This window comes from Streptomyces sp. NPDC054770, assembly GCF_053611985.1.
This window is the reverse complement of record NZ_JBSHBL010000019.1, coordinates 48,181-73,459: the sequence shown is the minus strand read 5'-3', so window position 1 is coordinate 73,459 and position 25,279 is coordinate 48,181. Positions and strand designations below refer to the sequence as shown.

The window sequence follows — 25,279 nt, the reverse complement described above, 5'->3', positions numbered from 1 at the left end:
TGCGAGCGGGGGAGCGGACGGTGACACTGAAGAAGCAGCCGACCGGCAGGAGGCCGGCACATGAGTCTGCGGGATTTCCTGGAGCGGTTCCGTCCGACCGGGACGCCGGGGGCGGCCGTCACCGGCGTGCCCCCCGACCGGGAGGCGGAACGCGCCGCGGAGCTGGCACCGGCCCTGGCCCGGCTGACGGCCGTCCAGCAGGAGGCCGCCCGGATCCGGGCGGCTGGGGAGGAGGCCGCCGGGACGATTCGGCGGGAGGCCGGGCGAGAGGCCGCGGGCATCGTAGCGGCCGCCCGGGAGCAGGCTCCTGAGGCACGGCGTCGGGCTGCCGAACCCGTCGTACGGGACGCACTGCGGGAATCCGCTGCCGTGCGCGCCGCCGGTGACCGGGCCGCCGACGCGGTCCGCGAGCGCGGTCGGGCGGGGCTGCCCCCCTTGGTGTCGGAGGCGGTGGAGGACGCGGTGGCGCAGGTGCTGCGGCCGGCGGCCGGGACGGGCGCGGCACCATGAGCGCCGGGTGGGTGGCCGGAGCGGTCCGGGCGCGGGCCCTGGCCGACCGTTGTCCGGGCGCCGCCGGGGCGCGGGAGATCGCGACGTGCCCGTCGCTCGACGAGGCACTGCGGCGGCTCGGCGGGACGCCGTACGCCAGGTACGCGCGCGACGCGGACGGGCTGCCCGAGGCGCAGCGCGCGGTGTCCGCGACGCTGTTGTGGCATCTGAGGGTGCTGGCGGGCTGGCTGCCGCGGGGCGGGGCCCGGCTGCTCGTTCCGCTCGTGTCGGGATTCGAGGTCGCCAATGTGGTCGCCCGGCTGTCCTCGCCGGACGGCCGCGGCACGGATTCCCCGGTGCCGCCGTACCGGCTCGGGGCGCTGGAGACGGCCTGGCGGCGCCTTGACCGGGCGGCGACCCCGGCGGAACTGCGCGCCGTGCTCGCCGCTTCCCCATGGGGCGATCCGGGCGGCGACACGCCGTGGGCACTGATCACGGGCATGCGGATGGCAGCCGTGCGGCGCACCGCCCTCGCCGTGCCGCAGGCGCGGGGCTGGGCCGTCGCACGCGCGGCCCTGCTGACGGCGGGTGAACTGTTCGTGCACGGCCGCTCCCTGCCGGAGCCGGTACGGCGCGACGCGGCCCGGCTGCTCGGGGGACGGGCGCCGGCCGCCGCCTCGTACCGGGAGTTCCACGACCGTCTCCCGGCGCCGGCCCAGCGGCTCCTGGCCGGCGTCGAGGAGCCCGAGGGGCTGTGGCGGGCGGAAGCCCGCTGGTGGCGCGTGGTATGGGACGACGGGGCCGCTCTGCTGCGCGACGGCCGGCCCGGGCCCGGTGTGGTCGTCGGCGCGGTCGCGGTGCTCTCCGTGGACGCCTGGCGGGTGCGGGCCGCCCTGGAGTCCGCGGCCCGGGGCGGGCGGCTCGGGGAGGCGTTCGATGCCCTGGCCTGAGGGGATGACACCGGTCCGGATGCGCCGCGTGGCGGTGGTCGTGCCGCGCGTGGCGCTGCGGGACGCGCTGGTCCGGATCGCCGAAGCGGGCTGTGTGGAGCTGGACCGTGCCGAGGAGACGGCCCCGGGCCCCGCGGCACTGCGGCTGCGGCGGCTGGAGGGCCGCGGCGGACCGGAGAAGGTGGGTGGGGCCGCGGCCCTGGCCGTCGCCGCACCCGACCTGGACCGGCTCGAGGACCGGCGGGAGACGAGCCTGCTGGCCGGGGAGGCCGAACTGGAGGAACGCGCGGAGGGCGCCGTGCGGCAGGGCGAGGTGTCGGCGCTCGCCGGGTGGTGTCCGGCGGGCGAGGTGCCCCGGGTCGCCGAGCGGCTCGCCGCGGCGGGCGGCGCGCTGCTGCCACTGCCGTCTCCGCCCGGCACCGATCCGCCGACGCTGCTACGGCCTGCCGGGGAGGTCTCGTTCACGCCCTTGGTGACGACGTACGGCACACCCGCGTACGCGGACCTCGACCCGTCGTGGCCGGCGGGCCTCGCGTACCTCGCGATGTTCGGGATCATGTTCGGCGACGTCGGGCACGGGGCCCTGCTGGTCCTTGGCGCGCTGGCCCTGCGCTTCGGACGTCCCAGGCTCGCCCCGCTGCACCGCCTGTGGCCGTTCCTCGCGGGCGCCGGGCTGGCCGCGATGCTCGCGGGTGCCGCCTACGGTGAGTTCTTCGGGCCGACGGGCCTGCTGCCGGTGCTGTGGCTGGCGCCGCTGGAGAGCCCGGCCCGCCTGCTGGCGGCGGCCGTGGTGTTCGGGGCCGGGCTGCTGGCCCTCGCGCATGCCGCGGGCGCGGTGAACCGGGTGCGGGAGGGCGGCTGGGCTGCGGGGCTGTACGCGGCGTCCGGCGCGGCGGGGCTGCTGTTCTACCTGGGGCTCGCGCTGGCGGCGGCCGGGCTGGTCCTGCACCTGCCGCCAGCCGCCGCCGTCGGAGCAGCGCTCGCGGCCGCCGGGCTGGTGCTGGTGGCCATGGGGCTGTTCCGGGCCACGGCGGGCGGCGGCGCGGGGCTCGCGGAGACGGGGGTACGGCTCTTCGACGTCGTCGTCCGCACCGGCACCAACACCCTGTCCTTCGCCCGGCTCGCGGCCTTCGGCCTCACCCACGCCGCCCTCGCCGACCTGGTGTGGCGCGGCACGACGGGCCTGGCGGCACGCGGTCCTGCCTGGTGGGCGGGCGCCGTGCTGCTGTTCGCCGTCGGGACGGCCCTCTCCTTCGGCCTGGAGGCCCTGGTGGCCGGGGTGCAGGCCCTGCGGCTGGAGTTCTACGAGATCTTCTCTCGGCTCTTCGAGACGGAGGGCCGTCCGTTCCGTCCCTGGCACGTTCCCCCGGCGGAACCTGCCGACGCGCTGCTACGAAGGTGATCACATGCTCGCCTGGCTGATCGTGCTGCCGGTCCTGGCGGCGGTGCTCGGTGCCGAACGGCTGCTGCGGCGGCGCCGGACCAGGCACGCGTTCCGCTGGCTCCTGGCGACGAACCTGGTCCTGCTGGCGGCCGCGTGCGCCGTCCTGGCCACGGCGCTCTCGGCCCCGGCCCAAGCCTCGGCCCAGGCCGCGGCCGGGGGCACCGGCCCCAACGGCTCCGCCCTGATCGGGGCGGCCATCGCGGTGGCCGGAGCCTCGATCGGCGCCGCCATCGCGGTCGCCTACACGGGGGCCGCCGCGCTCGCCGCGCTGAGTGAGCGCCCGGAGATGTTCGGCCGGGCCATGGTGATCGTGGGTCTGGCGGAGGGCATCGCGGTGTACGGGCTGGTGGTCGCGATCCTGCTGATCGGAAAGGCATGACCATGGGGACGGTGGCCGCCATCGGCGCGCGGACGAGCGTGGGCGGGCTGGCCCTGGCCGGGGTCGAGGTACTGGTGGCGGAGCACCCGGACGAGGTCCGGCGCGCCTGGCGGGAACTCCCCGGCACCGTCGCCCTGGTGATCCTGACCGCGTCGGCCGCCGAGACGCTCGGGGCCGAGGTCACGGAGCCGGAGCCGGACCAGGCGAGGCCGCTGACGGTGGTGATGCCCCGATGACGGCACCCGTGGACGAGCTGGACCCGGTGCGCGCCGAACTGCTGAGGGCCGCCCGGGCCGAGGCCGAGGCCGCCGTGGAGCGGGCCCGGGCGGACGCGGTGGAAACCCTGCGTGCCGCGCGCGCCGAGGCCGAGCGGATCCTGGCCGGGGCTCGGGAAATGGGCACCGGTGACGGACGCGCCGCAGCCGCCCGGGAGCGGGTGCGCGCCGCCGAGGACGCCTGGAGCCGGGAACTGGCGGCCCGGGCCGAGGTCTACGCGGACCTCGGGGCCCGGGTCCGTTCCGGCGTACGGCGGGCGTTGGCCCAGGGCGCCGTCTCGCCCTGCCGGCTCGCCGAGACCGCTCGGGCACTGCTTGGCGCGGACGCGCGGATCACCGCCGTACCGGGTGGCGGAATCACCGCTGACGTGCACGGACGTCGCCTCGACCTCTCCGCGGACACCCTCGCCGACCGCGCCATGGCACGCCTGGGCGCCCGGATCGAGAAGCTCTGGGACGGGCCATGACCGCCCCGTCCGAGCGGATCCTGCGGGTCTCCGGCCCCCTGGTGGAGATGACGTGCCCGGACTCCGTGGCCATGCACGACCTGGTGCTGCTGGGAGCCGCCCGGCTGCCGGGCGAAGTGGTGGCCGTCCAGGAGGACACGGCCACCGTCCAGGCGTACGAGTACACGGGCGGGCTGGCACCGGGGCACCCCGCCGAACCGCAGGGCCACCCGCTGTCGGTGCGGCTGGCCCCCGGGCTGCTCGGGGGTGTCTTCGACGGACTGCTGCGTCCGCTGTCCGGCGCCGGCGACCTGCTGCTGCCCGGCGGACCCGGCGGCGCCTCGGACGGGCGTACCTGGCCGTACACGCCACGGGTGCCCGAGGGCGCGCGGGTGGCGGCCGGTGACGTCCTCGGCGAGATCACCGCGGCCCTGCCCCTGCGGCTGCTCGTCCCGCCCGGGCTTTCGGGCGCGGTCAGCGCCGTCGCGGCCCCGGGCGAGTACACCGCCGACGCCGCTCTCGCCGCCGTGGACGGGCACGAGGTGCGCATGGCGCAGACCTGGCCGGCGCGCAGGCCGCGTCCGGTGGCGGAGCGGCTGCCCGCCGAGGTGCCGCTGCACACCGGGCAGCGCGCCGTCGACCTGCTCTTCCCGGTGGCCCGGGGCAGCACCGTCGCAGTCCCCGGCGGTTTCGGCACCGGCAAGACCATGCTGCTCCAGCAGATCGCCAAGTGGTGCGACGCCGACGTCATCGTCTACGTCGGCTGCGGAGAGCGCGGCAACGAGATGGCCGACGTCATCGAGGAACTGGCGGAACTGTCCGACCCGCGCACCGGAGGGCGGCTGTCGGAGCGCACGGTGACGATCGCGAACACCTCCAACATGCCGATGATGGCCCGGGAGGCGAGCGTGCACACGGGGGCCACGGTGGCCGAGTACTTCCGGGACATGGGCCTCGACGTCGTCGTCATCGCCGACTCGACGTCCCGCTGGGCCGAGGCGCTGCGGGAGTTCGCCTCGCGGATGGGCGAACTCCCCGCCGAGGAGGGCTATCCGGCCGGGCTCGCCTCACAACTGGCCGCGTTCTACGAGCGGGCCGCGGCCGTGCGCACCCTCGACGGTGCCACCGGATCGGTCACGGTGCTCGGTGCCGTGTCCCCGCCGGGCGGCGACCGCACCGAGCCGGTCACCGCCCACACCGAACGGTTCGTGCGGTGCCTGTGGAGCCTGGACCGCGACCTCGCCTACGCCCGCCACTACCCGGCCGTCTCCTGGACGGACTCCTTCTCCCGGGACGCCGCCGTCCTGGCCGCCGCTCACGCGCGGGCCGGGGACCCGGACTGGGCCGGCCGGCGGGCCAGGGTGGCGCGGCTGCTCGCCGAGGCGGACCGGCTGGCCGACCTGGTCGAACTGGTCGGCATCACGGCCCTGCCGCCGCGCGAGCGGATCAGCGTGCTCGCCGGGCGACTGCTGCGCGAGGCCGTGATCCAGCAGAGCGCGCTGTCCCCGGCGGACGCCTACAGCGCGCCGGAGAAGACGGCGGCGCTGGTGGCGGCCACCCTGACGGTGGTCGACCGCTGCCTGGAACTGGTGGACTCCGGCACCGCGGCGGACGTCGTGGAGGCGGTCGACTTCACTCCCTTGCTGAGAGCCCGCGAGGACGCCGGCCCGGCGGAGACCGTACCGGTGGCGGTCGCCCGCGACACGGTGCTGGCCAGGCTCGCGGAGGCGGCGACATGAGCGGGCCTGTGGAGCCCATGAACCCTGCGGGCCCCGTGAATCCCGCTGGCCCCGGGAATCCCGCGGACCCCGTGCATCCTGCGGACCCCGTGAACCCCGCGGAGTCCGTGGCGCCTGGGAACCCCACAAGTCCCGCGGACCCCATAAGCCCCGTGGACATCGAGTACACCGGGGTGCAGGAGCTGCGGGGCCCCCTGGTGGTCCTGGAGGGCGTGCACGGGGTCGGCTGGGACGAGTCCGCCACCATCACCCTCGAATCGGGTGAACGACGGCACGGTCTGGTGCTGGAGGCCGACCGGGACCTCGCCGTGGTTCAGGTGCTGGAGGACACCGCCGGCATGGACCGCGGCGGCACCCGCGTCGCCTTCTCCGGCTCGCCCCTGCGCATTCCCGTCGGCTCCGGGTGGCTGGGCCGGGTGTGCAACGGGCGCGGCGAACCGGCCGACGGCGGGCCGCCGGTGCTGGGCGCGACCCGGGCGGCGGTGGGCGGTGCCCCGATCAACCCGGTGCGCCGGGAGCCCCCGAACGAGCCGGTACTGACCGGCGTGACCGCCGTGGACGTCCTCACCACCCTGGTACGCGGTCAGAAGCTCCCGGTGTTTTCCGCGGCCGGGCTGCCGCACCTGGAACTCGCGGTGCAGATCGCGGCCCAGGCGACCTGCGGCGGCGAGGCGTTCGCCGTGGTCTTCGCCGGCATGGGGCTCACCCACGCCGACGCCGCGTTCGTCCGCGCCGGGCTCGCGGAGCGCTCGGCCGCCCGGGAACTGGTCCTGCTCCTCAACACCGCCGACGACCCGGTGATCGAGCGGCTGCTGACCCCGCGGATCGCCCTGACGGTCGCCGAGCATCTGGCGTTCACCGAGGGCTGGCACGTCCTGGTGGTGATGACGGACATGACGGCCTACTCCGAGGCACTGCGCGAGGTGTCGGCCGCCCGTGGTGAGATCCCCGCCCGCCGGGCCTACCCGGGCTACCTCTACAGCGACCTCGCCTCCCTCTACGAGCGCTGCGGCCGGATGAGGGGACGGCCGGGCTCGGTGACCGTCCTTCCGGTGCTCACCATGCCGGCGGGCGACATCACCCACCCCGTCCCCGACCTCACCGGTTACATCACGGAGGGGCAGATCGTGCTCTCCGCCGAGGTGCACGCGGCCGGTTCGTATCCCCCCATCGACCCGCTGGCCTCGCTGTCCCGGCTGATGCGCCACGGTGCCGGGAAAGGACGGACCCGCCCCGATCACCCGGACGTGGCCGCGCAGCTGCTCGCCGCGCTGGCCCGCGCCCGGCAGGTGCGAGAACTCGCCGACCTGATCGGCCGACCGGCGCTCAGCCCCGTCGACCTGCGCCACCTGGACCTGGAGGACGCCTTCCGCCAGCGGTTCCTCGCCCAGGTCACGGACGAGAACCGCACCCTGGACGACTCCCTGGACCGGGCCTGGGAGGTCCTGCTGACGCTGCCGCGCAGTCAGCTCGGCATGATCCCGGCCGAGCTGCTGGACACCCATCGGGCCCCGGGGGAGGAGACGCCGTGAGCGGGCAGGGAAGCCGGGTGCCAGCCGGGCGGGCCGGGCGGCTGCGACTGCGCCGCAGCCTCGCCACCGCCCTGCGCGGAGCGGATCTGCTCGAACGCAAACTCCGGCTGCTGCTCGACCGGGAGCGGGTGGCACGCCGCGCGGCGGAGGAGGCCGGCGCGGTGTGGCGGCAGCGGCTGGCCGAAGCGGACACCTGGCTGGTGCGCGGAGTGCTGCTCGGTGGCGAGGCGGCGCTGGCCGAGGCGGTACCGGCGGACCGCGCCCGGGTCGACGTCGGATGGGCCGCGCTCATGGGCGTACGGCATCCCGCGACCGTCTCCTGGACGGATCCCGTGCGCATACCCGAGGAGCCGACCCCGCCCAACACCGCACTCGCGCACGCCGGGACCGCGTACCGCGCGGCGGTCCGGGCCGCCGCGGAGCATGCCGCCCACCGGGCCGCCGCGGACCTGCTCGCCGCCGAAGCCGTACGCACCCGGCAGCGGGTCCGCGCCCTGCGCCGGCACTGGATCCCCCAGCTGCGCGGGCAACTCGCGGCGGCGGAACTGGCCCTGGAGGAGGCCGAGCACGAAGAGGCGGTACGACGCCGCTGGGCCGCCGCCCGCGGCGCCCGGTGACCGGGATCGGTGTCCGGCCCCATGCCGCGGCCCGCCCGCCATGGTGTTCTGTCCACCTGCGACGCGGCCCGGCTGCGCGACCCGCCTTGCGCAGGGCGCGCACCGTCCTCGATGCCGCCGCACCGCCCGAGGTGTGGATCTACCGGTCATCCCGTCCCCGACCGCACGATCACGACCGGGCAGGACGCGTGCTGCGACACGTGCAGGCCGACCGAGCCGAGCAGAGCGCGCGCGAACCCACCCCGGCCCCGGCTGCCGACGACCAGGACCTCGGCGCCTTCGGCGGCCCGCAACATGACGTCGGTGGGGTCGCCGTGCACCAGACGGGTGCGGACCGAGGCCGCGTCCGCGCCCAGCGCATCGGTGAGCTCCTTGCGCACCCCCTGCCGGGCCTCTTCCTCGTCGACGTCGATGTCCACGGCCGGTGCCGACCAGCCGTACAAGCCGGGCAGCTGCCACACCGCGACCGCGTCCACAGTCCCGTGCACCAGCCCCGCGTACCGCACGGCCCAGCGGAGGGCGTCGTACGAGGACGGCGACCCGTCGACACCGACCACCACCTTCGGCGCGGAGACATCCGGTTCCATGTGCCCCACCTCTCCTTCGGCTTCCCGAGAGGACCGGACTCAGCGGCCGTAGCGCGTCACCCAATCGGGTTCCACGCGTTCCCATGCCCGGGCCCACTGGGTGAGCCGGCGGCGGTCCATGCTCCTGCCCAGGGCCCACCGCACGCCGCAGGCGGTGGCCACGCCACCGAACACGGTCGCGCACCCCATCGCCACACCCGCGGTCGCTGCGAAGTCCCGGTCCGGGGGCGGCGTGGCGACAGCACCGTGCGCGTCCAGCCACACGGTCGTGTCGGCTCCGCGGTGGAGCCAGGCCCGCACCGGCGCAACGCCCGTGTGGCTGCCGTTCCGGTCGTTCCAGCGCACGAGCGCGTGAAATCCGGACTGCGCACCGGGGCGGTCGGCGCTCGACCGCGCTTCCGTCAGCAGGGTTGCCGTCACCGGGTGCAATCGCGCCAGCGCCGTCTGCCTGACCAGCGTGAAGTGGTTGTACACGGTGTTCCCGACGCCCCATGCCACGAGCGGCACAGCCACCAGGACGACGATCGCCAGGAGGACCTTGAGCCTGCGTTCCAGCCGGTCCACCGGCCGTTCCAGTGAGCCCGGACCGACATCGCCCCCGTGCCGCGCCCGCTTGCCGGGCGGGCCGGACGGGCGCCGGTGGGCGGGAAGACGCGGTGTCCGCATGGCACGGCCCTCCGCTTCGCAATCGTCGTACGCCCCACCGTCCTACGCCGCCGACCCCCCGGGTAGGGGCCGCACGGTCCTCGCGTGTGCCGTTCGGCCCCATCGGGCGGGGCACCCGGGAGGGATGCTGGAATGTGTGTGACGCTGAGCGTCCTGGCCGTGCGGGCAGGCTCGACTCGTCTGCGCCGGCCGGGTGCCTGTCTCGGCAGGGCGCGGAAGCGACGGCTCTGCGGGCGGACGGAGCGACGATGAGCAAGCGCACTCGTGGTGCCGGGCGGGCCGTGCGTGCGCGCTCCGGCGCCCGGTTGCCGTCGGCGAGCCCGGCCCGTCGACGGGCCGCAGGGCCGACGGCCGGTTCCGTCCGCCGGCGTGGGACGGAGCCCGACTGGCTGCTGCTGACCGACGGCACATGGCGGCACGTCGAGACGATTCGCGTGCGGAGTCTGTTCGGTTGACGCCGACGGGCTTGGTCTTGTGCGTCGGGACGGCCGTCCGCCCGTCCCGCGAACCCGTCGTCGCGCCCGGCAGCGCCGGTCGGGCGGCCTTTCGACGACCAGCCGGTCGCCCAGGTGAGCTCGCATGCTCGCCGTCCGCTCCGCAGAATGGTGCTGTACCAGACCCGCCACGCGGGGCCCACTGTGGCACGGGCGAGAGCGCCCCGACCGCGCGGTGGGGGGCTCGCATCCGGGAGGCACCATGCACCACCGAACGGTCGAGGAGCTCATGACGCGGCCCGTCGTCCGGGCACGGCCGGACACCCCGTTCAAGGAACTGGTCAGGCTGCTGGCGGAGAACGACGTCACCGCCGTGCCCGTGGTGGACGATGTGGGGCGCCCCATGGGGGTGGTGTCCGAGGCCGACCTGCTGCGCAAGAGCGCCGATCAGGCCGACCCGTCGGGCAGGACCCCCATCCCGCACCTGGAAGCCTGGGAACGGGCGAAGGCCGAGGGGTCCCGGGCCGAGGAGCTGATGTCGGCGCCCGCGGTGTGCGCGCGTCCGGAGTGGAGCGTGGTGGAGGCGGCCCGCCTCATGGAGACCCAGCGTGTCAAGCGGCTGCCCGTGGTGGACGAGGCGGACCGGCTGTTGGGGATCGTCAGCCGTGGTGATCTCCTCCGGATCTTCCTGCGCGGTGACGACGCCATCCGCGAGGAGATCACCCGGGACCTGCTGCACCGCACGCTGGGGCTCGAACCAGCGGACGTGGCCGTGGAGGTGCGTGACGGGCGGGTCGAACTCAGCGGCACCGTGGAGTACCGGAGTCTGGTTCCCGTCGTGGAACAGCTGTGCCGGGGCGTGGACGGCGTGGTCTCGGTCGCCGGGGACCTGACCTGGCGGAGGGACGACGCCCGGCCCTCTCCCTCCGGCGCCTGACTCCGCGTCCACCTACCGCGTGCTCCGGGCCTCACGGAGCGGAACCGGCCGCGTCCGTGGATCTGTCGACCAGGAACCTGCTGGCATCCGCCAAGGTGGTGAGTTCCCGATAGTCCTCCTCGTCGATACGGACTCCTGTGCGTTCGGTGGGGCAACCGCCCCGCGCGATCGGCGGGGCGGCGACAGCTCCGCCGGCGTGCCGGGACGTCAGGCGACGCGGGTCAGTGGAGGGCACTCCCAGGTCGCGTCGATCACCTCGGGGCGGGGCCGGTACATGCGCAGGGCCACGAACCAGGTGCCTTCCTTCGCGGTGGGCAGCCAGTTGGCTTCTCTGTCCTCGCCGGGCGGCTCGTTCTGCAGGTGAAGGGTGAGTCCGCCGTCCGCGTCCCGCCGGAGGCCGGCGCTGCGGTCGCCCACCGAGTAGCGGTCGGCCGGGTTGGGGATGAGGTTCATGTCCTCCCCATAGGCGGTCAGCGACCAGAAGGCGTCGACCGGTGGCAGCGAGCCGTTGGGGAAGTGCAGTTCGTACCGGCCTTCGGGGGCCAGCTTGTTGCCGTCCGCGTCGTCGAAGTTGAGCAGGTAGACGGCTTCGGCCGGGTCGTTGGCGGTGACGCCGATCAGCGACTGGTCGGCGGCGCGCTTGAGGAAATCGTCGCCGAAGCGTCCCATCTGCGGGGGAGGGTAGCGCCAGCCGTGGACGAGGTGGGCCCAGTCGCCACTGAGGATCTGCTGTCTGAGCAGGGGCACGCCGACGGCGGCGGCCCGGATCAGGCTTCGTTTCACGGTGTCCGGCTGGGCCTCGACGTCGAGGCCGGGGCCGATACCGATCTGGGCGAACTGCTGGAGAAGGACCTGGTGATGGGCGGGCGGAGGGTTTTCGGCCAGCATCGCGTTCAGAGTCTTCCACGGTCCCAGGGGATCCTCCTCCGCCGGGATCGGCGCCAGGACGTCACGGCTCTCGGGGACCTTCGCGTCCGGCTCGCCGAACAGGCTGAGCGGGGTGAGCCGGTACTGCTCCTGGAGTTCCCGGACGCGTGGCACGTCGTCCGGGCCGCTGACCAGGGTGCGGCCGAGGACGAGGACCCAGGGGCTTGGGGCTTTCTTCAGCTGTCGCACCCCGGCCGGGAGGCTGCCCCACCATTCTGGGCCGACGAGGGCGAAGCTACCCGCGCCCGAGCCGGTGGTGCGCTGACCGACGTAGTCGAAGTTGTCGGACGTGATCCCCACCAGTTCGAAGGTGAAGTACCGGTCGCCCATGTCCGGGTGGGAGAGGACGACCGGCTCGCTGCTGAGGTCCACCCAGGCCACCGAGTACACGGTGTCGTTGTTGGGGCAGCCGCCGTCGCGGTAGGTCGCGTCGAGAAGCCGCTCGGCGTGCCAGAAGTGGTTGACGGGCGCGTACGGAACCGTCGAGGGGTTCCGCGGCTGCGTCACCCAGTCGTGCCTCAGCTTGGCGTTGTAGATATACGGGAATCCGTAGACGAACGCCTGCTCGCCCAGTGTGTAGGCGTACTCGCCGCGCCAGTCGTCCATGCGCCCGGTCAGGATCGGTTTCACCGCCTGGCCCAGCGCGGGCACGAGGTCCGGCAGCTGGCGTGCGCGCTCGACCGTGGACTTCGGATGGCGGACCGCGCGCCCGGCGGCCCGTGCCACCGTGACCGCTGCGCCGGCCACGTCCTCGGGTATCCGCCGCCAGGCAGGGTGCTGTGATGGTTCGGACATGTGGACACCACTTCGCTCAACCGCGTCGAGGTCAGGGTTTCCGGACCCCGGCCGCGTGGTCACCCCCCTCAGCGGCCATCCTCCCGCGTGTCGCAGGTCGACGCAGCCGGAGAAGTCCCGGCCATGTCACCCACGTCGGCCACTCTCCCTCCTGGGGTGCGGACGCCACTCGTACGGCCGAACGGTGAAGCCGGCCAGGAGCGGCAACCCGGGCAGGCGCACGTGTTCGGGACCGTGAGGATCCGCGAGTACGGCATCCGCGCACGCTCGACGTGGAGCTGCGGGAGGTGCGCAGGGCGACGCGCACATCGTCGTCGACGCGTACGAGACGGCTCGGCGGCCGTAGTGGTGTGGTGACCCAGTGACGTGCCTCTCCTGACCAGGGGCAAGGGCGCGATTCCATCTGGCCGTACGGCTCGGTGGCACGGTCGCCGACCACTTGAGACGATGGCCGGAGGACCGCCATGGAAGGGCCGCGCCGGCGCATGACGCGGCATGCTGGTCCGGCCCCCTGGCTGCGGCCGGAAGCCGACCGGGCCTGCGCTTGCACATGTACGTCTCGTCCCGCCCGTCGAAGGCCGGAACCGCTGCCCGCGGACCGGAGACAGCGGGAGGACTCCGTGCCGCCGTCCGCCGTGCCGAAGGAGGCCGGTCATGACCGTCGACCCCGATGTGAACGCCCCGCCGGACCGCGCGTCCGACGGCCTTGTCATGGGCAAGGACGGCATGGCAGCGCTGGTGGACGTGCTGATCAGACGCGGGTTCACGGTCGTGGGACCCACGGTGCGGGACGGTGCGATCGTCCTCGCGGAGCTGCGGTCGGCCGATGAGCTGCCGTATGGCTGGGGCGTCGAGCTGGAGGCCGGGCGGTACCGGCTGGTCGAGCGGTCCGACGGTGCGGCCTTCGCGCATGCGGCGGGCCCGCAGTCCTGGAAGCCGTTCCTGCACCGGCCGCGGGTGCGGGAGTGGAGCGCCGACCGGGTGGACGGGCAGCTCGTCCTCACCGCCGACCCGTCCGTGCCCCCGCGCTACGCCTTCCTCGGTGTGCGCCCCTGCGACCTGCGTGCCATCGCAGTTCAGGACCGGGTGCTGACCGGCGGGGCGTACTGCGACCCCGGTTACGAGGGACGGCGCACCGGGGCACTGCTGATCGTGGTGGAGTGCACGGAGCCCGGCGCCACCTGCTTCTGCGTCTCGATGGGCACCGGACCCGCCGCCGGCCCCGGCCACGACCTGGTCATGACCGAGGTGCTCGACGGGGACCGGCACCGTTTCTGGATCCGCAGCGGCAGTCCCGAAGGCGCCGCGATCCTGGCCGAACTGCCGACCCAGCCGGCCGACCCGCAGACCCGTGAGACGGCCCGCGCGGGTGTCGCGACCGCCGCGGACCGCATGGGCCGCACCATGCCCGAGGCCGACCTGCGGGAGCTGATGGCGGGAACGCTCGACGCACCCCGCTGGGACGACGTCGCCGGACGCTGCCTGACCTGCGGCAACTGCACCATGGTGTGCCCCACCTGCTTCTGCACCACCACCGAGGACGTCACCGACCTCACCGGCGACCACGCCGAGCGCTGGCGGCTGTGGGACTCGTGCTTCGACCTGGACTTCTCCCAGCTGCACGGCGGCCCGGTCCGGGCCTCCTCCCGCGCCCGCTACCGGCAGTGGATGACCCACAAACTCGGCACCTGGTACGACCAGTTCGGCTCGTCCGGCTGTGTGGGCTGCGGCCGCTGCATCGTCTGGTGCCCGGTCGGCATCGACATCACCGAGGAAGCCGCCGCCCTGCGCGACTGGACACGCTCCGGGGCACCGGGAGAGGAAAGCGGGCCGCCGTGACCACCGTGGCGCCTCCGCTGCCGTACCGGGTAGCGGGCACGTGGGAGGAGACCGCAGACACCCGGTCCATCGAGCTGGTGCCGGCCGGACGCGGACTCCCGCCGTTCGCACCGGGACAGTTCGCGATGATCTACGCCTTCGGGGTCGGTGAGGTGCCCGTCTCGGTCAGCGCCCTGCGCGGCCCGCACGGCGGCCTCGTGCACACCGTGCGGGCCGTGGGCGCGGTCTCGTCCGCGCTGTACCGGCTGCAAGCGGGGGACACCGTCGCGCTCGGCGGGCCGTACGGTACCGGCTGGGACCTGGCGGCGGCGGCCGGGCAGGACCTGCTGGTGATCGCCGGAGGCATCGGACTGGCCCCGTTGCGGCCGGTCGTGCACGCCGCCCTGGAACGGCGGGACGGCTACGGTCGGCTCACGGTCCTGGTGGGCGCCCGTACCCCGGCCGATCTGGTCTACCGGGACGAGATCGCCGGCTGGCGCGGACCGGCGCGGGTGGCGGTGACCGTCGACCGGCCGGGCGCCGGCTGGCGCGGCGCGGTGGGCGTGGTCACCACGCTCCTGGACCGCCTCGACCTGCGCCCCGAACAGACCTGCGCGCTGGTGTGCGGGCCCGAGGTGATGATGCGTCACACCGCCCGCGACCTCGTGGCCCGGGGCCTGGCCCCGGACCGCGTCCAGGTGTCCCTGGAACGGAACATGCGCTGCGCCACCGGCCATTGCGGCCACTGCCAGCTCGGCCCGCTCCTGCTGTGCCGGGACGGTCCGGTCGTCGGCTACGACCGCGTGGCACACCTGCTCCTGGTGAGGGAGTTGTGACATGGCCACCGAACCCCAGCCCCAACCCCAACTCGGAGCGGCTCCGGACCCCCGGCCCACGCTCGCCGTGTGGAAGTTCGCCTCCTGCGACGGCTGCCAGCTGACCCTGCTCGACTGCGAGGACGAACTCCTCGACCTCAGCGAGCGGGTACGGATCGACCACTTCCTGGAGATGACCCCTGTCGAGGGCGGCTCGGGTGGGGAGCGCGCCCGGCTGGCGGGCCGGGGGCCGTACGACCTCTCCCTGGTCGAAGGGTCGATCACCACCGCCGAGGACGCCGAGCGCATCCAGCACGTCCGCCGGGTCTCCCGGTCCCTGGTGACCATCGGGGCCTGCGCCACCGCCGGGGGCATCCAGGCCCTGCGCGACTTCGCCGACGTCGACGACTTCCTCGCCGCGGTCTACGCCCGCCCGGAGTACATCTCCACGCTGGAGACCTCGACGCCGATCTCCGCCCATGTCCCGGTCGACTTCGAACTGCGCGGCTGCCCCATTGACCGCCGCCAGCTCCTCGAGGTCATCACCGCCTACCTGGCCGGCCGCAGACCCAGGATCCCGAGCTACAGCGTCTGCTTCGAGTGCAAGAGGCGCGGCACCACGTGCATCACGGTGGCCCACGGCACCCCCTGTCTGGGCCCGGTCACGCATGCCGGATGCGGCGCGATCTGTCCCGCCTTCGGACGCGGCTGCTACGGCTGCTTCGGACCGTCGAAGCAGCCCAATCTGCGGTCCATGGTCGCCCAGTTGCACCGCGACGGGGTGAGCGAGCGGGACATCCTGCGTGTCTTCCACACCTTCAACGCCACCGCGCCGGAACATGCCCCCGTACCCGAACTCGCGGCCTCCGAGCGGCACAGCTCGCGGACCGACTCGCAAGCCCGCCCGGAAAGGCCCGCATGAATTCTCGCGGAACCCGTGTCCTGCGGCTGGACGCACTGGCCAGGGTGGAGGGCGAGGCGGCCGTCCACCTGCGCGTCCAGGACGGTTCGGTCACCGGGACACGGCTGCGCATCTACGAACCGCCGCGGTTCTTCGAGGCTCTCCTGACCGGCCGGGGCCACACCGAGCCCCCCGACATCACCTCCCGTATCTGCGGCATCTGCCCGGTCGCCTATCAGATGAGCGCCTGCCAGGCGATCGAGGACACCTGCGGAGTCACAGTGGACGGCCCTCTCGCGGACCTGCGCCGCCTGCTGTACTGCGGCGAGTGGATCGAGAGCCACGCCCTTCACATCTACTTCCTGCACGCCCCGGACTTCCTCGGCTGCGCGGACGTGGTGGAACTCGCCCGCGACCAGCGAACGGCCGTCGAACGCGGCCTGCGGATCAAGCAGGCCGGCAACGCGATCCTCACACAGCTCGGCGGCCGGCCCGTCCACCCGGTCAACGTCCGGATCGGCGGCTTCCACCGGACCCCGGCACCGGACGAACTCCGCCCCCTGGCGGACCGGCTGCGGCAGGCCCGGCACGATGCGCTGGAAACCGTCCGCTGGGTGGGGGCCTTCGACTTTCCCGACGCCGTGTGCGACCACGACCTGCTCGCCCTGCGCGACCCCGGCCGGTACGCCATCGACTCCGGTACGCCCACGGTCATGGATCCGGCGCCGCGCGAGTTCCCCCTGTCCGACTTCGAGGAGCACGTCCGGGAAGAGCAGGTACCGCACTCCACCGCGCTCACCGCCACCCTGGACGGCCGCCGTTTCCTCACCGGCCCGCTGGCGCGGTACGCGATCAACGGCCGTTGGTTGCATCCCGTGGCGGCCGAGGCGGCGCGGGACGCCGGGCTGGGCGATCCGGCCGCGGGCGGGGTCTGCGACAACCCCTTTCGGAGCATCGTCGTGCGTGCCGTGGAGGTCGTACAGGCCGTCGAGGAAGCCCTGCTGATCATCGACGGCTACGAGCGGCCTGCCCGGCCCGCCGTCGAGGTCCCGCCGCGCGAGGGGACCGGCGTGGGAGCCACCGAGGCGCCCCGCGGCCTGCTGTACCACCGTTACGCCCTCACCGGAGACGGCACACTCACCGGGGCCCGCATCATCCCGCCCACCGCCCAGAACCAGACGGCCATCGAGGAGGACGTCCGCAGGGCGGTCCAGGCACGCCTGGACCGCGACGGACCCGCTGCTGACGACGAACTCACCCACCTGTGCGAACGGGCCATCCGCAACCACGACCCCTGCATCTCCTGCGCCGCCCACTTCCTCGACGTGACCGTGGAACGTCCGTGAGCGGCCGGGTCGTGGTGGTCGGCGTGGGCAATCCTCTGCGCCGCGACGACGGGATCGGCCCGGCGGCGGTGGAGACGCTGCGGGGGCGGGTTCCCGACGGCACCGTGCTGGCGGTCAGCGACGGCGAACCCGCGAGGCTGCTCGACCTGTGGCGCGACGCGGACACCGTGATCGTCGTGGAAGCCCTCCGTGCCCACCCGGCCCGGCCCGGTGAGTTGCACACCCTGACCTCGGCGGAGGCCGCCGGGCACGCACGGGCCACGGCGAGCACGCACAGCTTCGGCCTGGGAGAGTGCCTGGCCCTGGCAGAGGCGCTCGACCGGCTGCCACCGCGACTCGTGGTGCACGCCGTGGAGGTGGCCGACGTGGGACTCGGCGAAGGTCTGAGCGACGCGGTGCGCTCGGCTCTGCCCGAACTGACCGACCGAGTGGCCGCTTCCGTACGACGGGCGTACGAGCACGGTCATGGGCCGTAGGGGCGTTCGCTCCGCACGGTCAGGTCAGTCCGCCGCTCCCGTAGGGGGCGTACAGGTCGAGGAGGCGGACCCGGGAGGCGTGCAGCCGCTGGGCGAGCACCTGTCCGACCCAGACCGCGATCGCCCGGCCGAACCCGGCGTCCTGGGCACACGCCTCCAGGACCGCCCCCGCGTCGAACTCCCAGGCCCGCACCGGGCTCATCGCCTCGGCCCCCAGATGCCACAGGTACGGCGGGAAGTGCCAGGACCAGCCGACGAGTTCCCCCGGCCCGAGGGTCTCGATGACGGCAGGACGCCGACCCGGCACATGGAGGTCCAGGGCGACGGTCCCGGTGCGCACGACCCAGAAACGGTCGGCGCGCACGCCCTCCTCGAACAGCCGGGTCCCGGCCGCGAAGGAGACCTCACGGGCGAGCCGCATCAGCCGCTCGCGGTGCACGGACTCAAGAGCCTTCGTCATAGTGGTCGCGGACGCCATCGCACAGGCTCCCTTCAGCGGGGCGGACATCTCCAGCCTGAGCGCATCTGCGGCCCGGCACCACCGGCCGGTACGGGGGGCTCTCCGGCCCGCGTGCGCGGCGCCGCAGCAGCGGCCACCTGCGGTATCGGCGGCGTGCGCTCCCGCAGCACCGGAAAGGCGCCGCCCGGACCACACCCGGTGGGCTCGTGGGCGGGTACCCGTCGTGCGAGGTTGCCGCCCCGCGTCCCGCAGGCACACCTCGCGGTGGGACGGACCGGCAGGGCGCGCTCCGGCATCCGGCCCCGGAGCGAGTCGCCGACGGGAGCGCCGTCGCACAGAATGGATCTCACGACCGACAGAGAACCTCACCCATGCCCAGAGGGGGAGGGAACCATGAAGGTAGGAGTTCTGACCGGCGGCGGTGACTGTCCCGGTCTCAACGCCGTGATCCGCAGCGTCGTACGCAAGGGTGTCCAGGAGTACGGCTTCGAGTTCGCTGGCCTTCGGGACGGCTGGCTAGGCGCGCTCAGCGGCGACGTGATGCCGCTGGGTGTCCCCGAGGTGCGGGGGATCCTGCCACGCGGCGGAACCATCCTCGGGTCGTCCCGCACCAACCCGTTCAAGCACGAGGACGGCGTACGCCGCATCCAGGACACCCTCGCCGCGCACGGCATCGACGCCCTCGTCGTGATCGGCGGCGAGGACACGCTGGGCGCGGCGGCCGAACTGAGCCGCCAGGGGATCTCGATCGTCGGCGTGCCGAAGACGATCGACAACGACGTGCCCGGCACCGACTACACCTTCGGCTTCGACACGGCCGTGGGCATCGCGACCGAGGCCATCGACCGTCTGCACACCACCGCCGAGTCGCACATGCGGACCCTGGTGGTGGAGGTGATGGGGCGGCACTCCGGCTGGATCGCGCTGCACGCCGGTGTCGCGGGAGGCGCCAACGTGATTCTCATCCCGGAGCGCCCCTTCGACATCGACCAGGTGTGCGCGTGGGTGCGGAGCCGCTTCGAGTTCCACTACGCGCCGATCGTCGTCGCCGCCGAGGGGGCCGTGCCCAAGGAGGGGCAGATGGTCCTCAAGGACCGGTCGCTGGACGAGTACGGCCATGTGCGGCTGTCCGGGATCGGCGAGTGGCTGGCCCGGGAGATCTCGCAGCGCACCGGCACGGACGCCCGCACGACGGTTCTCGGGCACGTGCAGCGCGGCGGCACGCCGAGCGCCTTCGACCGGTGGCTGGCCACGCGCTTCGGACTGCACGCCGTCGACGCGGTCAGGGACGGCGACTTCGGGACCATGGTCGCCCTCGACGGCACCCGGATCGTACGGGTCCCGATCCCCGGCGCCGAGGCGAAGACCAAGATGGTGGATGCGTCGCTGTACGACGAGTTCGGCGTGTTCTTCGGCTGACGCCCGAGGAGTGCCGTGACTTGTCGGGGTGCCGTCGGCGTCAGCCGTCATACGGTACGACCGCCACCGGGCAGCCGGCGTGGTGCAGTACCGCGTGCGTGACCGGCCCCAGCCGGCCCTCGCCGCCGCCCCGGCCGGCGCGGCGCCCCACGACCAGCAGATCGGATCCGCGGGACGTGTTCAGGAGTGCCTCCGCGGGATGGAGGAGGACGACATCCGCACGGACCGTCACCTCCGGGTACTTCTCCTGCCGGGTACGCAGGGCGTCGGCCAGTCGCAGGACCTCCTGGTCCTCCCAGGTGGCGCGGTCCTCCTCGGTCACGAACAGCGTCCGGGGCGACACGGCCTCGGCGGGAAACGCCCATGACCGCACGGCCCTGAGCACCGCGCCGCGCGTCCGGGCTTCCCCGAACGCGAAGTCCGCCACCTCGTCCACCGGGTGGTGCGCGTCGAAACCCACCACCACCTGAGGGGCGGTCCCCGCCGGGCGGGCGCCGTTCCCGAAGCCGCCGGGCCGCTGACCGGGTACCACGACGACGGGACAGTCGCCTGCGGCCGCCACCCGGAGCGCCACCGAGCCGACCGCGAGGCCGTTGAAGCCGCCCGAGCCCCGTGCACCGACGACGAGCAGCCCGGCATCGCATGCTGCGGACAGGAGAGCCTCAGCCGGGGCTTCGGCGCGCTGGGAGCCGTCCAGCCGCAGATCCGGATAGCGGGCGGCAAGGTCGGCGATCACTCCTTGGACGATGCGTTCGCCCACGCGGCGCAGCGTTTCCCCGGCCTGGTGGGGAACCGTACCCCCGGGAAGCGGTGGAGCGGCGTGCACGAGACGCAGGGGGACACCTCGCAGCACCGCTTCCCGCGCTGCCCACTCGGCCGCGGCGAGGCTGTGCCCGGATCCGTCGACACCCGCCAGCACGGCGTGACTCATCGCTTCCTCCTTCGCCACCGGGCCCGTTCACGCCCTCCTCCGCTGTTCCACGGCGGTGCCCTCGGCAGTCCCGGTAGGTGACAGGTTCGCCCGCTCGTGGGCCGTTCGGCCCCGGTGAAGGACCCGACCGGCTCTGCCGGACGGGCCGCCCGCGCGGATGATGGACAGGGAACCCGCGACGCGGCCGCACGGACGGTGGCACGTCCTGCTGCCGGTACGTGTGCGGCCGTCTCCATCGGCATTCCGCAGGACAGGAGAGGCGGAGACCATGACCGACATCCACGAGCTGCTGGGCGACGAGGCCAAGGACCTGCTCACCTATTCCGCCCAGGGGATCCCGGGGACCGACCTGGTGCTGCCCGGCCCCGACTTCGTCGACCGGGTGGTGTCCGGGACCGACCGCTCGCCCCGGGTGCTGCGCAATCTGCAGTCACTCTTCGACCACGGCAGGCTGGCCGGCACCGGATACCTCTCGATCCTGCCGGTCGACCAGGGAATCGAGCACTCCGCGGCGTCGGCGTTCGCCCCGAACCCGCGCTACCTCGACCCCGCGAACATCGTCGAACTCGCCGTCGACGGCGGCTGCAACGCGGTGGCCAGCACACTCGGTGTGCTCGGCGCCGTGTCGCGGCGGTACGCACACCGGATCCCCTTCATCGTCAAGCTCAACCACAACGAGTTGCTGACCTACCCGAACCACTACGACCAGATCATGTTCGGTGACGTCCAGCAGTGCTTCGACCTCGGCGCGGCAGGCGTCGGCGCCACTGTCTACTTCGGTTCGGAACAGTCGGACCGCCAACTGCGGGAGGCGAGCGAGGTCTTCGCCCGGGCCCACGAACTGGGCATGTTCACGGTGCTGTGGTGCTACCTGCGCAACTCCGCGTTCAAGAAGGACGGCGTGGACTACGCGCTCTCCGCCGACCTCACCGGCCAGGCCAACCACCTCGGCGTGACGATCGAGGCCGACATCGTCAAGCAGAAGCAGGCGGAGAACAACGGCGGCTACCGCGCACTGGGCTTCGGCAAGACCCACCCGCTGCTGTACGACAGGCTCACCACCGACCACCCGATCGACCTCACCCGCTGGCAGGTCGCCAACTGCTACATGGGCCGCGTCGGCCTGATCAACAGCGGCGGAGCCTCGGCCGGACAGGGGGACCTGGCCCAGGCGGTACGCACCGCGGTGATCAACAAACGGGCCGGCGGCACCGGCCTCATCACCGGCCGCAAAGCCTTCCAGCGCCCCACCGCCGAAGGCATCGAACTCCTGCACGCCGTCCAGGACGTCTACCTCGACGACAGCGTCAGCGTCGCCTGACCAAGCGGTGGCCGGAGGCCCGGCGTCGGCGCCCAGGAATCGATGCCCTGACCGGCAATCGACGCCCGGACGGCGGGCGCGACCCGCCGGTACCGGCTCCGGCGTCCCTCAGACCGCTGTCACCTCACCCGCGCCGACCGGGCGGGGGCGCGAGGTGGCCCGGCGTGCCGCAGGCGCCGCTCGGCATCTTCCGGGGAGGGCGCCTGACGGGTGAAGACGTCCTGCCCGACGGCTGTGGCCTCCCAGGTGTTGGCCGCGATCGCGGACACCGTGAGCAGCCAGGTGGCGCAGATCAGCTCCTCGCCGTCCTCGTGGTACTGACCACTCCAGCTGGTCACCGACTCGGCGTCGGTCCGCTCGTTGCGCCAGGCCACCGTCCAGCCGAGCGGGGTCCCGCGGTCCGGGGCGGCAGCCGACTCATAACGTCCGACCAGCGGGTATCCGCCCACCGCGTGGCCGGTCGCCGAGAAGTAGGTGCCCTTGACACACCCGGTCGGGTCGGCCGTGATCCGCATGTGCGAGCCGATCTCGTTGTACCAGTCCCCGCTGATGCTCATCGTCGCCCTTCCTTTCCTGCCGTCTCAGCCGGTCGTGAGTCGAAGACCAGCAGGCAGCGTCACCTGACCGGGGCCCAGCCCACCGGGCCGTAGCGACGGGCCGGGCACGGCGTACGGCCCACACTGCCGGGTCCGGCGCCGGGCGCTGCCGTTCGCCCTCCTTCCTCCCAGTACAGACCCGTCACGGCTCGGCCACCAGGGCCGAACAGACCGTCTCGCGGTCAGAAAGGGGCCCGCCGCACCCCTGCCCGGTCTCCCCGACCGGCCGGGGCCGCACCGAGACCCTGACATCACCTCCCATATCTGCGGCATCTGCCCCGTCGCCTCCGTGCGACAGGCACGCGAACGGAACCACTGGCACGGTCGGTTTCAGAGGACCGAAGGTCCTCCTGTGCGGGCCGAAGCGCCCCTCGCCACTCCCGGAGCGGAGTGCCACGGTGGAGTTCACCCCCATGCGCTGCACGAGATGGCAGCCCGGTGAAAGGCGGTGGGCAGGATGACACTTCCTCTGGTGGTGGGCGTCGACGGATCGGACTCGTGTCTGCTCGCGGTCGACTGGGCGGTGGACGAGGCCGAACGCCACGGACTGCCGCTACGGCTGGTTCACGCCTCCCTGTGGGCGCGCTACGAGGCGGGCCTTCCGTCGGTGAGTCAGGGGCCCCCGTCCGAGCAGCTGCTGGCGGAGCACGTCGTGGCCTCCGCGGCCGAACGCGCCGAACGGCGCAGCCCCGATGTCAAGGTCACCACCGACATCGTCCCTGAGGACGCCGCGGACGCTCTCGTACGCGAGGGCGACGAGGCGTTCGCAGTGGTGACGGGATCACGCGGCCGCGGTGAGCTGAAGGGGATGCTTCTCGGGTCCGTCGGCCTGGCCGTGGCGGGCCGGGCGCACTGCCCGGTGGTCGTGGTCCGGGGCGATCGGGTGGGCCTGGCGGGTCGGCACGAGCGGATCCTGCTCGGCCTGGGCGAAGCCGGCACGAGCACGGATGCCGTGCGGTTCGCCTTCCGCGAGGCCGAGCTGCGTGACTGCACCCTGGACGTGGTACGCGCCTGGCGCAGGCCGGCCTTCGACAGGCGCGGCGAGCGGGTACGGGCCGGGGGACCGGCAGACGGATACGAGGAGGGAGCCTCGGCCCTGCTCGACGCCCAACTCGAAGCCGCCATCGCCGAGCATCCGCACGTCCGAACGTGTCGAACGACGCCTGAGGGCCCTGCCGGCAAGGTCCTCGTGCACCGGTCGGCGGCCGCCGACCTCGTGATCGTCGGGACGCGCCACAGGAAGGGCCACTTCGGCCTCCAGCTCGGTCGCGTGAGCCATGCCCTGCTGCACCACAGCCAGTGCCCGGTCGCGGTCGTACCGCAGAGTCACTGAGTGCTTCCAGGCTTTGCTCCCCGACTCCGGATCCTTGCCGCTGACTGTCGTGGTCGGTGCCGAAGGGCGGGACCCGAGGGCGGACGGACGATGAGCAAGGCGCACCCGAGTCGTCCCGCGAACCCAGTGCGCCCGCTGCGGTGCCCGCCTGCCGTCGCACGGGACGGCGCGGCTGCCCGTTTCGAACCGCGACGGGCGCGACGAGGGCAGGATTGTACGAGCCTCACGTGGGACCGCGTGGGCCATCCGCGCCTCGTACGAGTGCCCTGCCCCCGGCACGGCCATGGGGACCTCCGGCACACGAGTCCGAGGGCTGCCGCGGCTTACGCAGGCGCGGACGGAACCGCGATGACGGGGCAGCGCGCGTGGTGCAGCACTCCCTGGCTGACCGAGCCCAGCAGCATGCCGGTGAAGCCTCCGCGACCCCGGGTGCCCACCACCAGGCCCAGCGCGTGGGCCGAGGCGTCGGTGAGTACCCGCACGGGATGCCCGATGACCAGTTCGTGGCGCAGGTCCACCTCGGGGTAGCGGGCCCGGCGGCCGGCCACGATCTCGGAGAGCAGCCGTCGGCACTCCTGCTGCGGCTCGTGCTCGTCGAAGATCCTCAGCGGCCCGGCCTGCCAGACGAAGAGCGCCCGCAGGGCGGCACCGCGCAGGGACGCCTCCTCGAAGGCCACGTCGACCGCGGCGGCGGAGTGTTCGCTGCCGTCGACGCCGACGACGTAGTACGAGGGGTCCTGCGTGACGTGCGCCGGTTCGGGTACGACGACCACGGGGCACCGCGCGTGGGCCATGACGGGCACGGCGACCGAGGCGGACCCGAACACCTCCTGGGCCCGGCTCAGATGTCGCGAGCCCAGCACGACGGCCGTGGCGTCGCGACTCTGCTCCCGCATTACCCACACGGGGTCGCCTTCCGAGAGCAGCGGCTCCACGTCGAGCTGCGGGTGCCGGCTCGTGACGAAGTCCGCGGCCTCTTCCAGCACCCGTTTCCCGGCCTGGTGCAGCGCCTCGTTCCATTCCTCCCACGACGGAGGGATCTCCGGCCCTCGACGAAAGCCCCTGGTCGGGACACCCTCGACGTGGACCGGACGCAACGGCAGCCGACGACGAACAGCCTCGTCGGCCGCCCACTCCAGCGCCATCCGGTGAGCGGGATCGGGATCCACACCCACCACGATCGGACGACGGTCACCGGGCCGTGACATGGCCGCCTCCGGTCATGGGCTCGCCGGGAGCCGACGATGCCCGTGCGGACATGCCGACGGGGTGAGGTGCGGACGTCAGATGCCTGATGCAGGCGTCGGGCCCGGGGAAGTGCAGAGTCACCCGTCCGTCCTCGGCCCAGCGCACGTCGTACGGCGGGCTGCCGTCCGGGTGGTGGACTCCGACGACCTCGCCGTCTCGTGCGACGACTCCGGCCGCGGTGCCGCGTACGACGACCTCGTCACCGACACGGGCGCGCATCGACGTGCCGATCTCCTCGGGGCCGGAACCGGGCACGGCCCGGTCGCCCTTCTTTACCGGTGCGGGAACGGACATCGCCCTCGCCTCCTTCCTGCGGCGACGCGGACAGCGCCGCCGATTCCATTGAGTGCCGCGGTAAGGATGATCTGTCAGTGGCCGTTCGGCTCCTGGGATGGGCC

The 25,279-nt window shown here is 73.5% G+C and carries 27 protein-coding genes; 19 read left to right on the top strand and 8 right to left on the bottom strand.

All coding sequences use genetic code 11. The features are described 5' to 3' along the window. Positions 1 to 60 precede the first annotated feature (60 nt). From ACWGKQ_RS19050 to ACWGKQ_RS19010, 9 genes are all read left to right on the top strand, one after another. A complete protein-coding gene (locus ACWGKQ_RS19050) occupies positions 61 to 510 on the top strand; it encodes a hypothetical protein (protein ID WP_453293080.1) in 450 nt (149 codons plus the stop codon). Beyond that, on the top strand, positions 507 to 1,439 hold the full coding sequence (locus ACWGKQ_RS19045; protein ID WP_453293079.1) for a hypothetical protein: 933 nt from the start codon (positions 507 to 509) through the stop codon (positions 1,437 to 1,439). The genes ACWGKQ_RS19050 and ACWGKQ_RS19045 overlap by 4 nt, the downstream gene beginning before the upstream one ends. Then, positions 1,426 to 2,841, top strand: a complete 1,416-nt coding sequence (locus tag ACWGKQ_RS19040; RefSeq protein ID WP_453293078.1) for a V-type ATPase 116kDa subunit family protein — start codon at positions 1,426 to 1,428, stop codon at positions 2,839 to 2,841. The genes ACWGKQ_RS19045 and ACWGKQ_RS19040 overlap by 14 nt, the downstream gene beginning before the upstream one ends. 4 nt (positions 2,842 to 2,845) lie before the next feature. After that, positions 2,846 to 3,262 carry an ATP synthase subunit C gene (locus ACWGKQ_RS19035; RefSeq protein ID WP_453293077.1) on the top strand — a complete coding sequence of 139 codons (417 nt, stop codon included), beginning with the start codon at positions 2,846 to 2,848 and terminating at the stop codon, positions 3,260 to 3,262. Then, positions 3,259 to 3,498: a V-type ATP synthase subunit F gene (locus ACWGKQ_RS19030; RefSeq protein WP_453293076.1), complete on the top strand. Its 240-nt coding sequence runs from the start codon at positions 3,259 to 3,261 to the stop codon at positions 3,496 to 3,498. Before ACWGKQ_RS19035 ends, ACWGKQ_RS19030 begins: the two co-directional genes overlap by 4 nt. Continuing rightward, entirely contained in the window at positions 3,495 to 4,004 is a 510-nt protein-coding gene (locus ACWGKQ_RS19025) for a hypothetical protein (protein WP_453293075.1), read from the top strand. Before ACWGKQ_RS19030 ends, ACWGKQ_RS19025 begins: the two co-directional genes overlap by 4 nt. Further along, positions 4,001 to 5,722 carry a V-type ATP synthase subunit A gene (locus ACWGKQ_RS19020; RefSeq protein WP_453293074.1) on the top strand — a complete coding sequence of 574 codons (1,722 nt, stop codon included), beginning with the start codon at positions 4,001 to 4,003 and terminating at the stop codon, positions 5,720 to 5,722. The genes ACWGKQ_RS19025 and ACWGKQ_RS19020 overlap by 4 nt, the downstream gene beginning before the upstream one ends. A 152-nt stretch (positions 5,723 to 5,874) precedes the next feature. Further along, entirely contained in the window at positions 5,875 to 7,254 is a 1,380-nt protein-coding gene (locus tag ACWGKQ_RS19015) for a V-type ATP synthase subunit B (protein WP_453293073.1), read from the top strand. After that, positions 7,251 to 7,871 (top strand): V-type ATP synthase subunit D, encoded by a 621-nt coding sequence (locus ACWGKQ_RS19010; protein WP_453293072.1) that lies wholly within the window; start codon positions 7,251 to 7,253, stop codon positions 7,869 to 7,871. Before ACWGKQ_RS19015 ends, ACWGKQ_RS19010 begins: the two co-directional genes overlap by 4 nt. Positions 7,872 to 8,017: 146 nt before the next feature. Here ACWGKQ_RS19010 and ACWGKQ_RS19005 read toward each other — a convergent pair whose 3' ends face one another. Together ACWGKQ_RS19005 and ACWGKQ_RS19000 are read right to left on the bottom strand one after the other, a co-directional pair. Continuing rightward, positions 8,018 to 8,458 carry a universal stress protein gene (locus tag ACWGKQ_RS19005; protein WP_453293071.1) on the bottom strand — a complete coding sequence of 147 codons (441 nt, stop codon included), beginning with the start codon at positions 8,456 to 8,458 and terminating at the stop codon, positions 8,018 to 8,020. Between the two features lie 39 nt (positions 8,459 to 8,497). After that, on the bottom strand, positions 8,498 to 9,124 hold the full coding sequence (locus ACWGKQ_RS19000; RefSeq protein WP_453293070.1) for an Rv1733c family protein: 627 nt from the start codon (positions 9,122 to 9,124) through the stop codon (positions 8,498 to 8,500). Positions 9,125 to 9,372: 248 nt separating this feature from the next. Here ACWGKQ_RS19000 and ACWGKQ_RS18995 point away from each other — a divergent pair, with 248 nt between their 5' ends. Both ACWGKQ_RS18995 and ACWGKQ_RS18990 read left to right on the top strand, forming a co-directional pair. Next, positions 9,373 to 9,579 (top strand): hypothetical protein, encoded by a 207-nt coding sequence (locus tag ACWGKQ_RS18995; protein ID WP_453293069.1) that lies wholly within the window; start codon positions 9,373 to 9,375, stop codon positions 9,577 to 9,579. A 241-nt stretch (positions 9,580 to 9,820) separates the two neighbouring features. Continuing rightward, a complete protein-coding gene (locus ACWGKQ_RS18990; protein WP_453293068.1) occupies positions 9,821 to 10,495 on the top strand; it encodes a CBS domain-containing protein in 675 nt (224 codons plus the stop codon). Between the two features lie 207 nt (positions 10,496 to 10,702). Here the strand turns inward: ACWGKQ_RS18990 and ACWGKQ_RS18985 are convergent, their stop codons facing one another. Next, the gene (locus ACWGKQ_RS18985) at positions 10,703 to 12,217 is read right to left on the bottom strand and encodes a DUF1254 domain-containing protein (RefSeq protein ID WP_453293067.1); all 1,515 of its coding nucleotides are present in this window, start codon (positions 12,215 to 12,217) and stop codon (positions 10,703 to 10,705) included. Between the two features lie 654 nt (positions 12,218 to 12,871). On the opposite strand from ACWGKQ_RS18985, the gene ACWGKQ_RS18980 reads away from it, so the two are divergent. The 5 genes from ACWGKQ_RS18980 to ACWGKQ_RS18960 are packed head-to-tail and all read left to right on the top strand — an operon-like array spanning position 12,872 to position 17,573. After that, the gene (locus tag ACWGKQ_RS18980; protein WP_453293066.1) at positions 12,872 to 14,056 is read left to right on the top strand and encodes a 4Fe-4S dicluster domain-containing protein; all 1,185 of its coding nucleotides are present in this window, start codon (positions 12,872 to 12,874) and stop codon (positions 14,054 to 14,056) included. Further along, the gene (locus tag ACWGKQ_RS18975; protein ID WP_453293065.1) at positions 14,053 to 14,871 is read left to right on the top strand and encodes an FAD/NAD(P)-binding protein; all 819 of its coding nucleotides are present in this window, start codon (positions 14,053 to 14,055) and stop codon (positions 14,869 to 14,871) included. Before ACWGKQ_RS18980 ends, ACWGKQ_RS18975 begins: the two co-directional genes overlap by 4 nt. Before the next feature lies 1 nt (position 14,872). Next, positions 14,873 to 15,772 (top strand): NADH-quinone oxidoreductase subunit B family protein, encoded by a 900-nt coding sequence (locus ACWGKQ_RS18970; protein ID WP_453293064.1) that lies wholly within the window; start codon positions 14,873 to 14,875, stop codon positions 15,770 to 15,772. Continuing rightward, complete coding sequence (locus tag ACWGKQ_RS18965) at positions 15,769 to 17,097, top strand: Ni/Fe hydrogenase subunit alpha (protein ID WP_453293063.1); 1,329 nt, start codon at positions 15,769 to 15,771, stop codon at positions 17,095 to 17,097. The genes ACWGKQ_RS18970 and ACWGKQ_RS18965 overlap by 4 nt, the downstream gene beginning before the upstream one ends. Continuing rightward, positions 17,094 to 17,573, top strand: coding sequence for a hydrogenase maturation protease (locus ACWGKQ_RS18960; RefSeq protein WP_453293062.1), 480 nt, complete (start codon positions 17,094 to 17,096; stop codon positions 17,571 to 17,573). The genes ACWGKQ_RS18965 and ACWGKQ_RS18960 overlap by 4 nt, the downstream gene beginning before the upstream one ends. 19 nt (positions 17,574 to 17,592) lie before the next feature. Here ACWGKQ_RS18960 and ACWGKQ_RS18955 read toward each other — a convergent pair whose 3' ends face one another. Next, complete coding sequence (locus ACWGKQ_RS18955; protein ID WP_453293061.1) at positions 17,593 to 18,051, bottom strand: Crp/Fnr family transcriptional regulator; 459 nt, start codon at positions 18,049 to 18,051, stop codon at positions 17,593 to 17,595. Between the two features lie 375 nt (positions 18,052 to 18,426). Between ACWGKQ_RS18955 and ACWGKQ_RS18950 the strand changes: the two genes are divergently transcribed. After that, entirely contained in the window at positions 18,427 to 19,452 is a 1,026-nt protein-coding gene (locus ACWGKQ_RS18950; RefSeq protein WP_453293060.1) for a 6-phosphofructokinase, read from the top strand. 40 nt (positions 19,453 to 19,492) lie between these two features. Here the strand turns inward: ACWGKQ_RS18950 and ACWGKQ_RS18945 are convergent, their stop codons facing one another. Beyond that, positions 19,493 to 20,383 (bottom strand): universal stress protein, encoded by an 891-nt coding sequence (locus ACWGKQ_RS18945; RefSeq protein ID WP_453293059.1) that lies wholly within the window; start codon positions 20,381 to 20,383, stop codon positions 19,493 to 19,495. A gap of 268 nt (positions 20,384 to 20,651) precedes the next feature. Between ACWGKQ_RS18945 and ACWGKQ_RS18940 the strand changes: the two genes are divergently transcribed. Next, positions 20,652 to 21,704: a class I fructose-bisphosphate aldolase gene (locus ACWGKQ_RS18940; RefSeq protein ID WP_453293058.1), complete on the top strand. Its 1,053-nt coding sequence runs from the start codon at positions 20,652 to 20,654 to the stop codon at positions 21,702 to 21,704. A 119-nt stretch (positions 21,705 to 21,823) separates the two neighbouring features. Here ACWGKQ_RS18940 and ACWGKQ_RS18935 read toward each other — a convergent pair whose 3' ends face one another. Further along, positions 21,824 to 22,261: an avidin/streptavidin family protein gene (locus ACWGKQ_RS18935; RefSeq protein ID WP_453293057.1), complete on the bottom strand. Its 438-nt coding sequence runs from the start codon at positions 22,259 to 22,261 to the stop codon at positions 21,824 to 21,826. A gap of 496 nt (positions 22,262 to 22,757) precedes the next feature. Between ACWGKQ_RS18935 and ACWGKQ_RS18930 the strand changes: the two genes are divergently transcribed. After that, positions 22,758 to 23,633, top strand: coding sequence for a universal stress protein (locus tag ACWGKQ_RS18930; RefSeq protein WP_453293056.1), 876 nt, complete (start codon positions 22,758 to 22,760; stop codon positions 23,631 to 23,633). A gap of 323 nt (positions 23,634 to 23,956) precedes the next feature. Here the strand turns inward: ACWGKQ_RS18930 and ACWGKQ_RS18925 are convergent, their stop codons facing one another. Together ACWGKQ_RS18925 and ACWGKQ_RS18920 are read right to left on the bottom strand one after the other, a co-directional pair. After that, on the bottom strand, positions 23,957 to 24,841 hold the full coding sequence (locus ACWGKQ_RS18925; protein ID WP_453293055.1) for a universal stress protein: 885 nt from the start codon (positions 24,839 to 24,841) through the stop codon (positions 23,957 to 23,959). Next, complete coding sequence (locus ACWGKQ_RS18920; RefSeq protein WP_453293054.1) at positions 24,825 to 25,175, bottom strand: DUF1918 domain-containing protein; 351 nt, start codon at positions 25,173 to 25,175, stop codon at positions 24,825 to 24,827. The genes ACWGKQ_RS18925 and ACWGKQ_RS18920 overlap by 17 nt, the downstream gene beginning before the upstream one ends. Positions 25,176 to 25,279 lie beyond the last annotated feature (104 nt).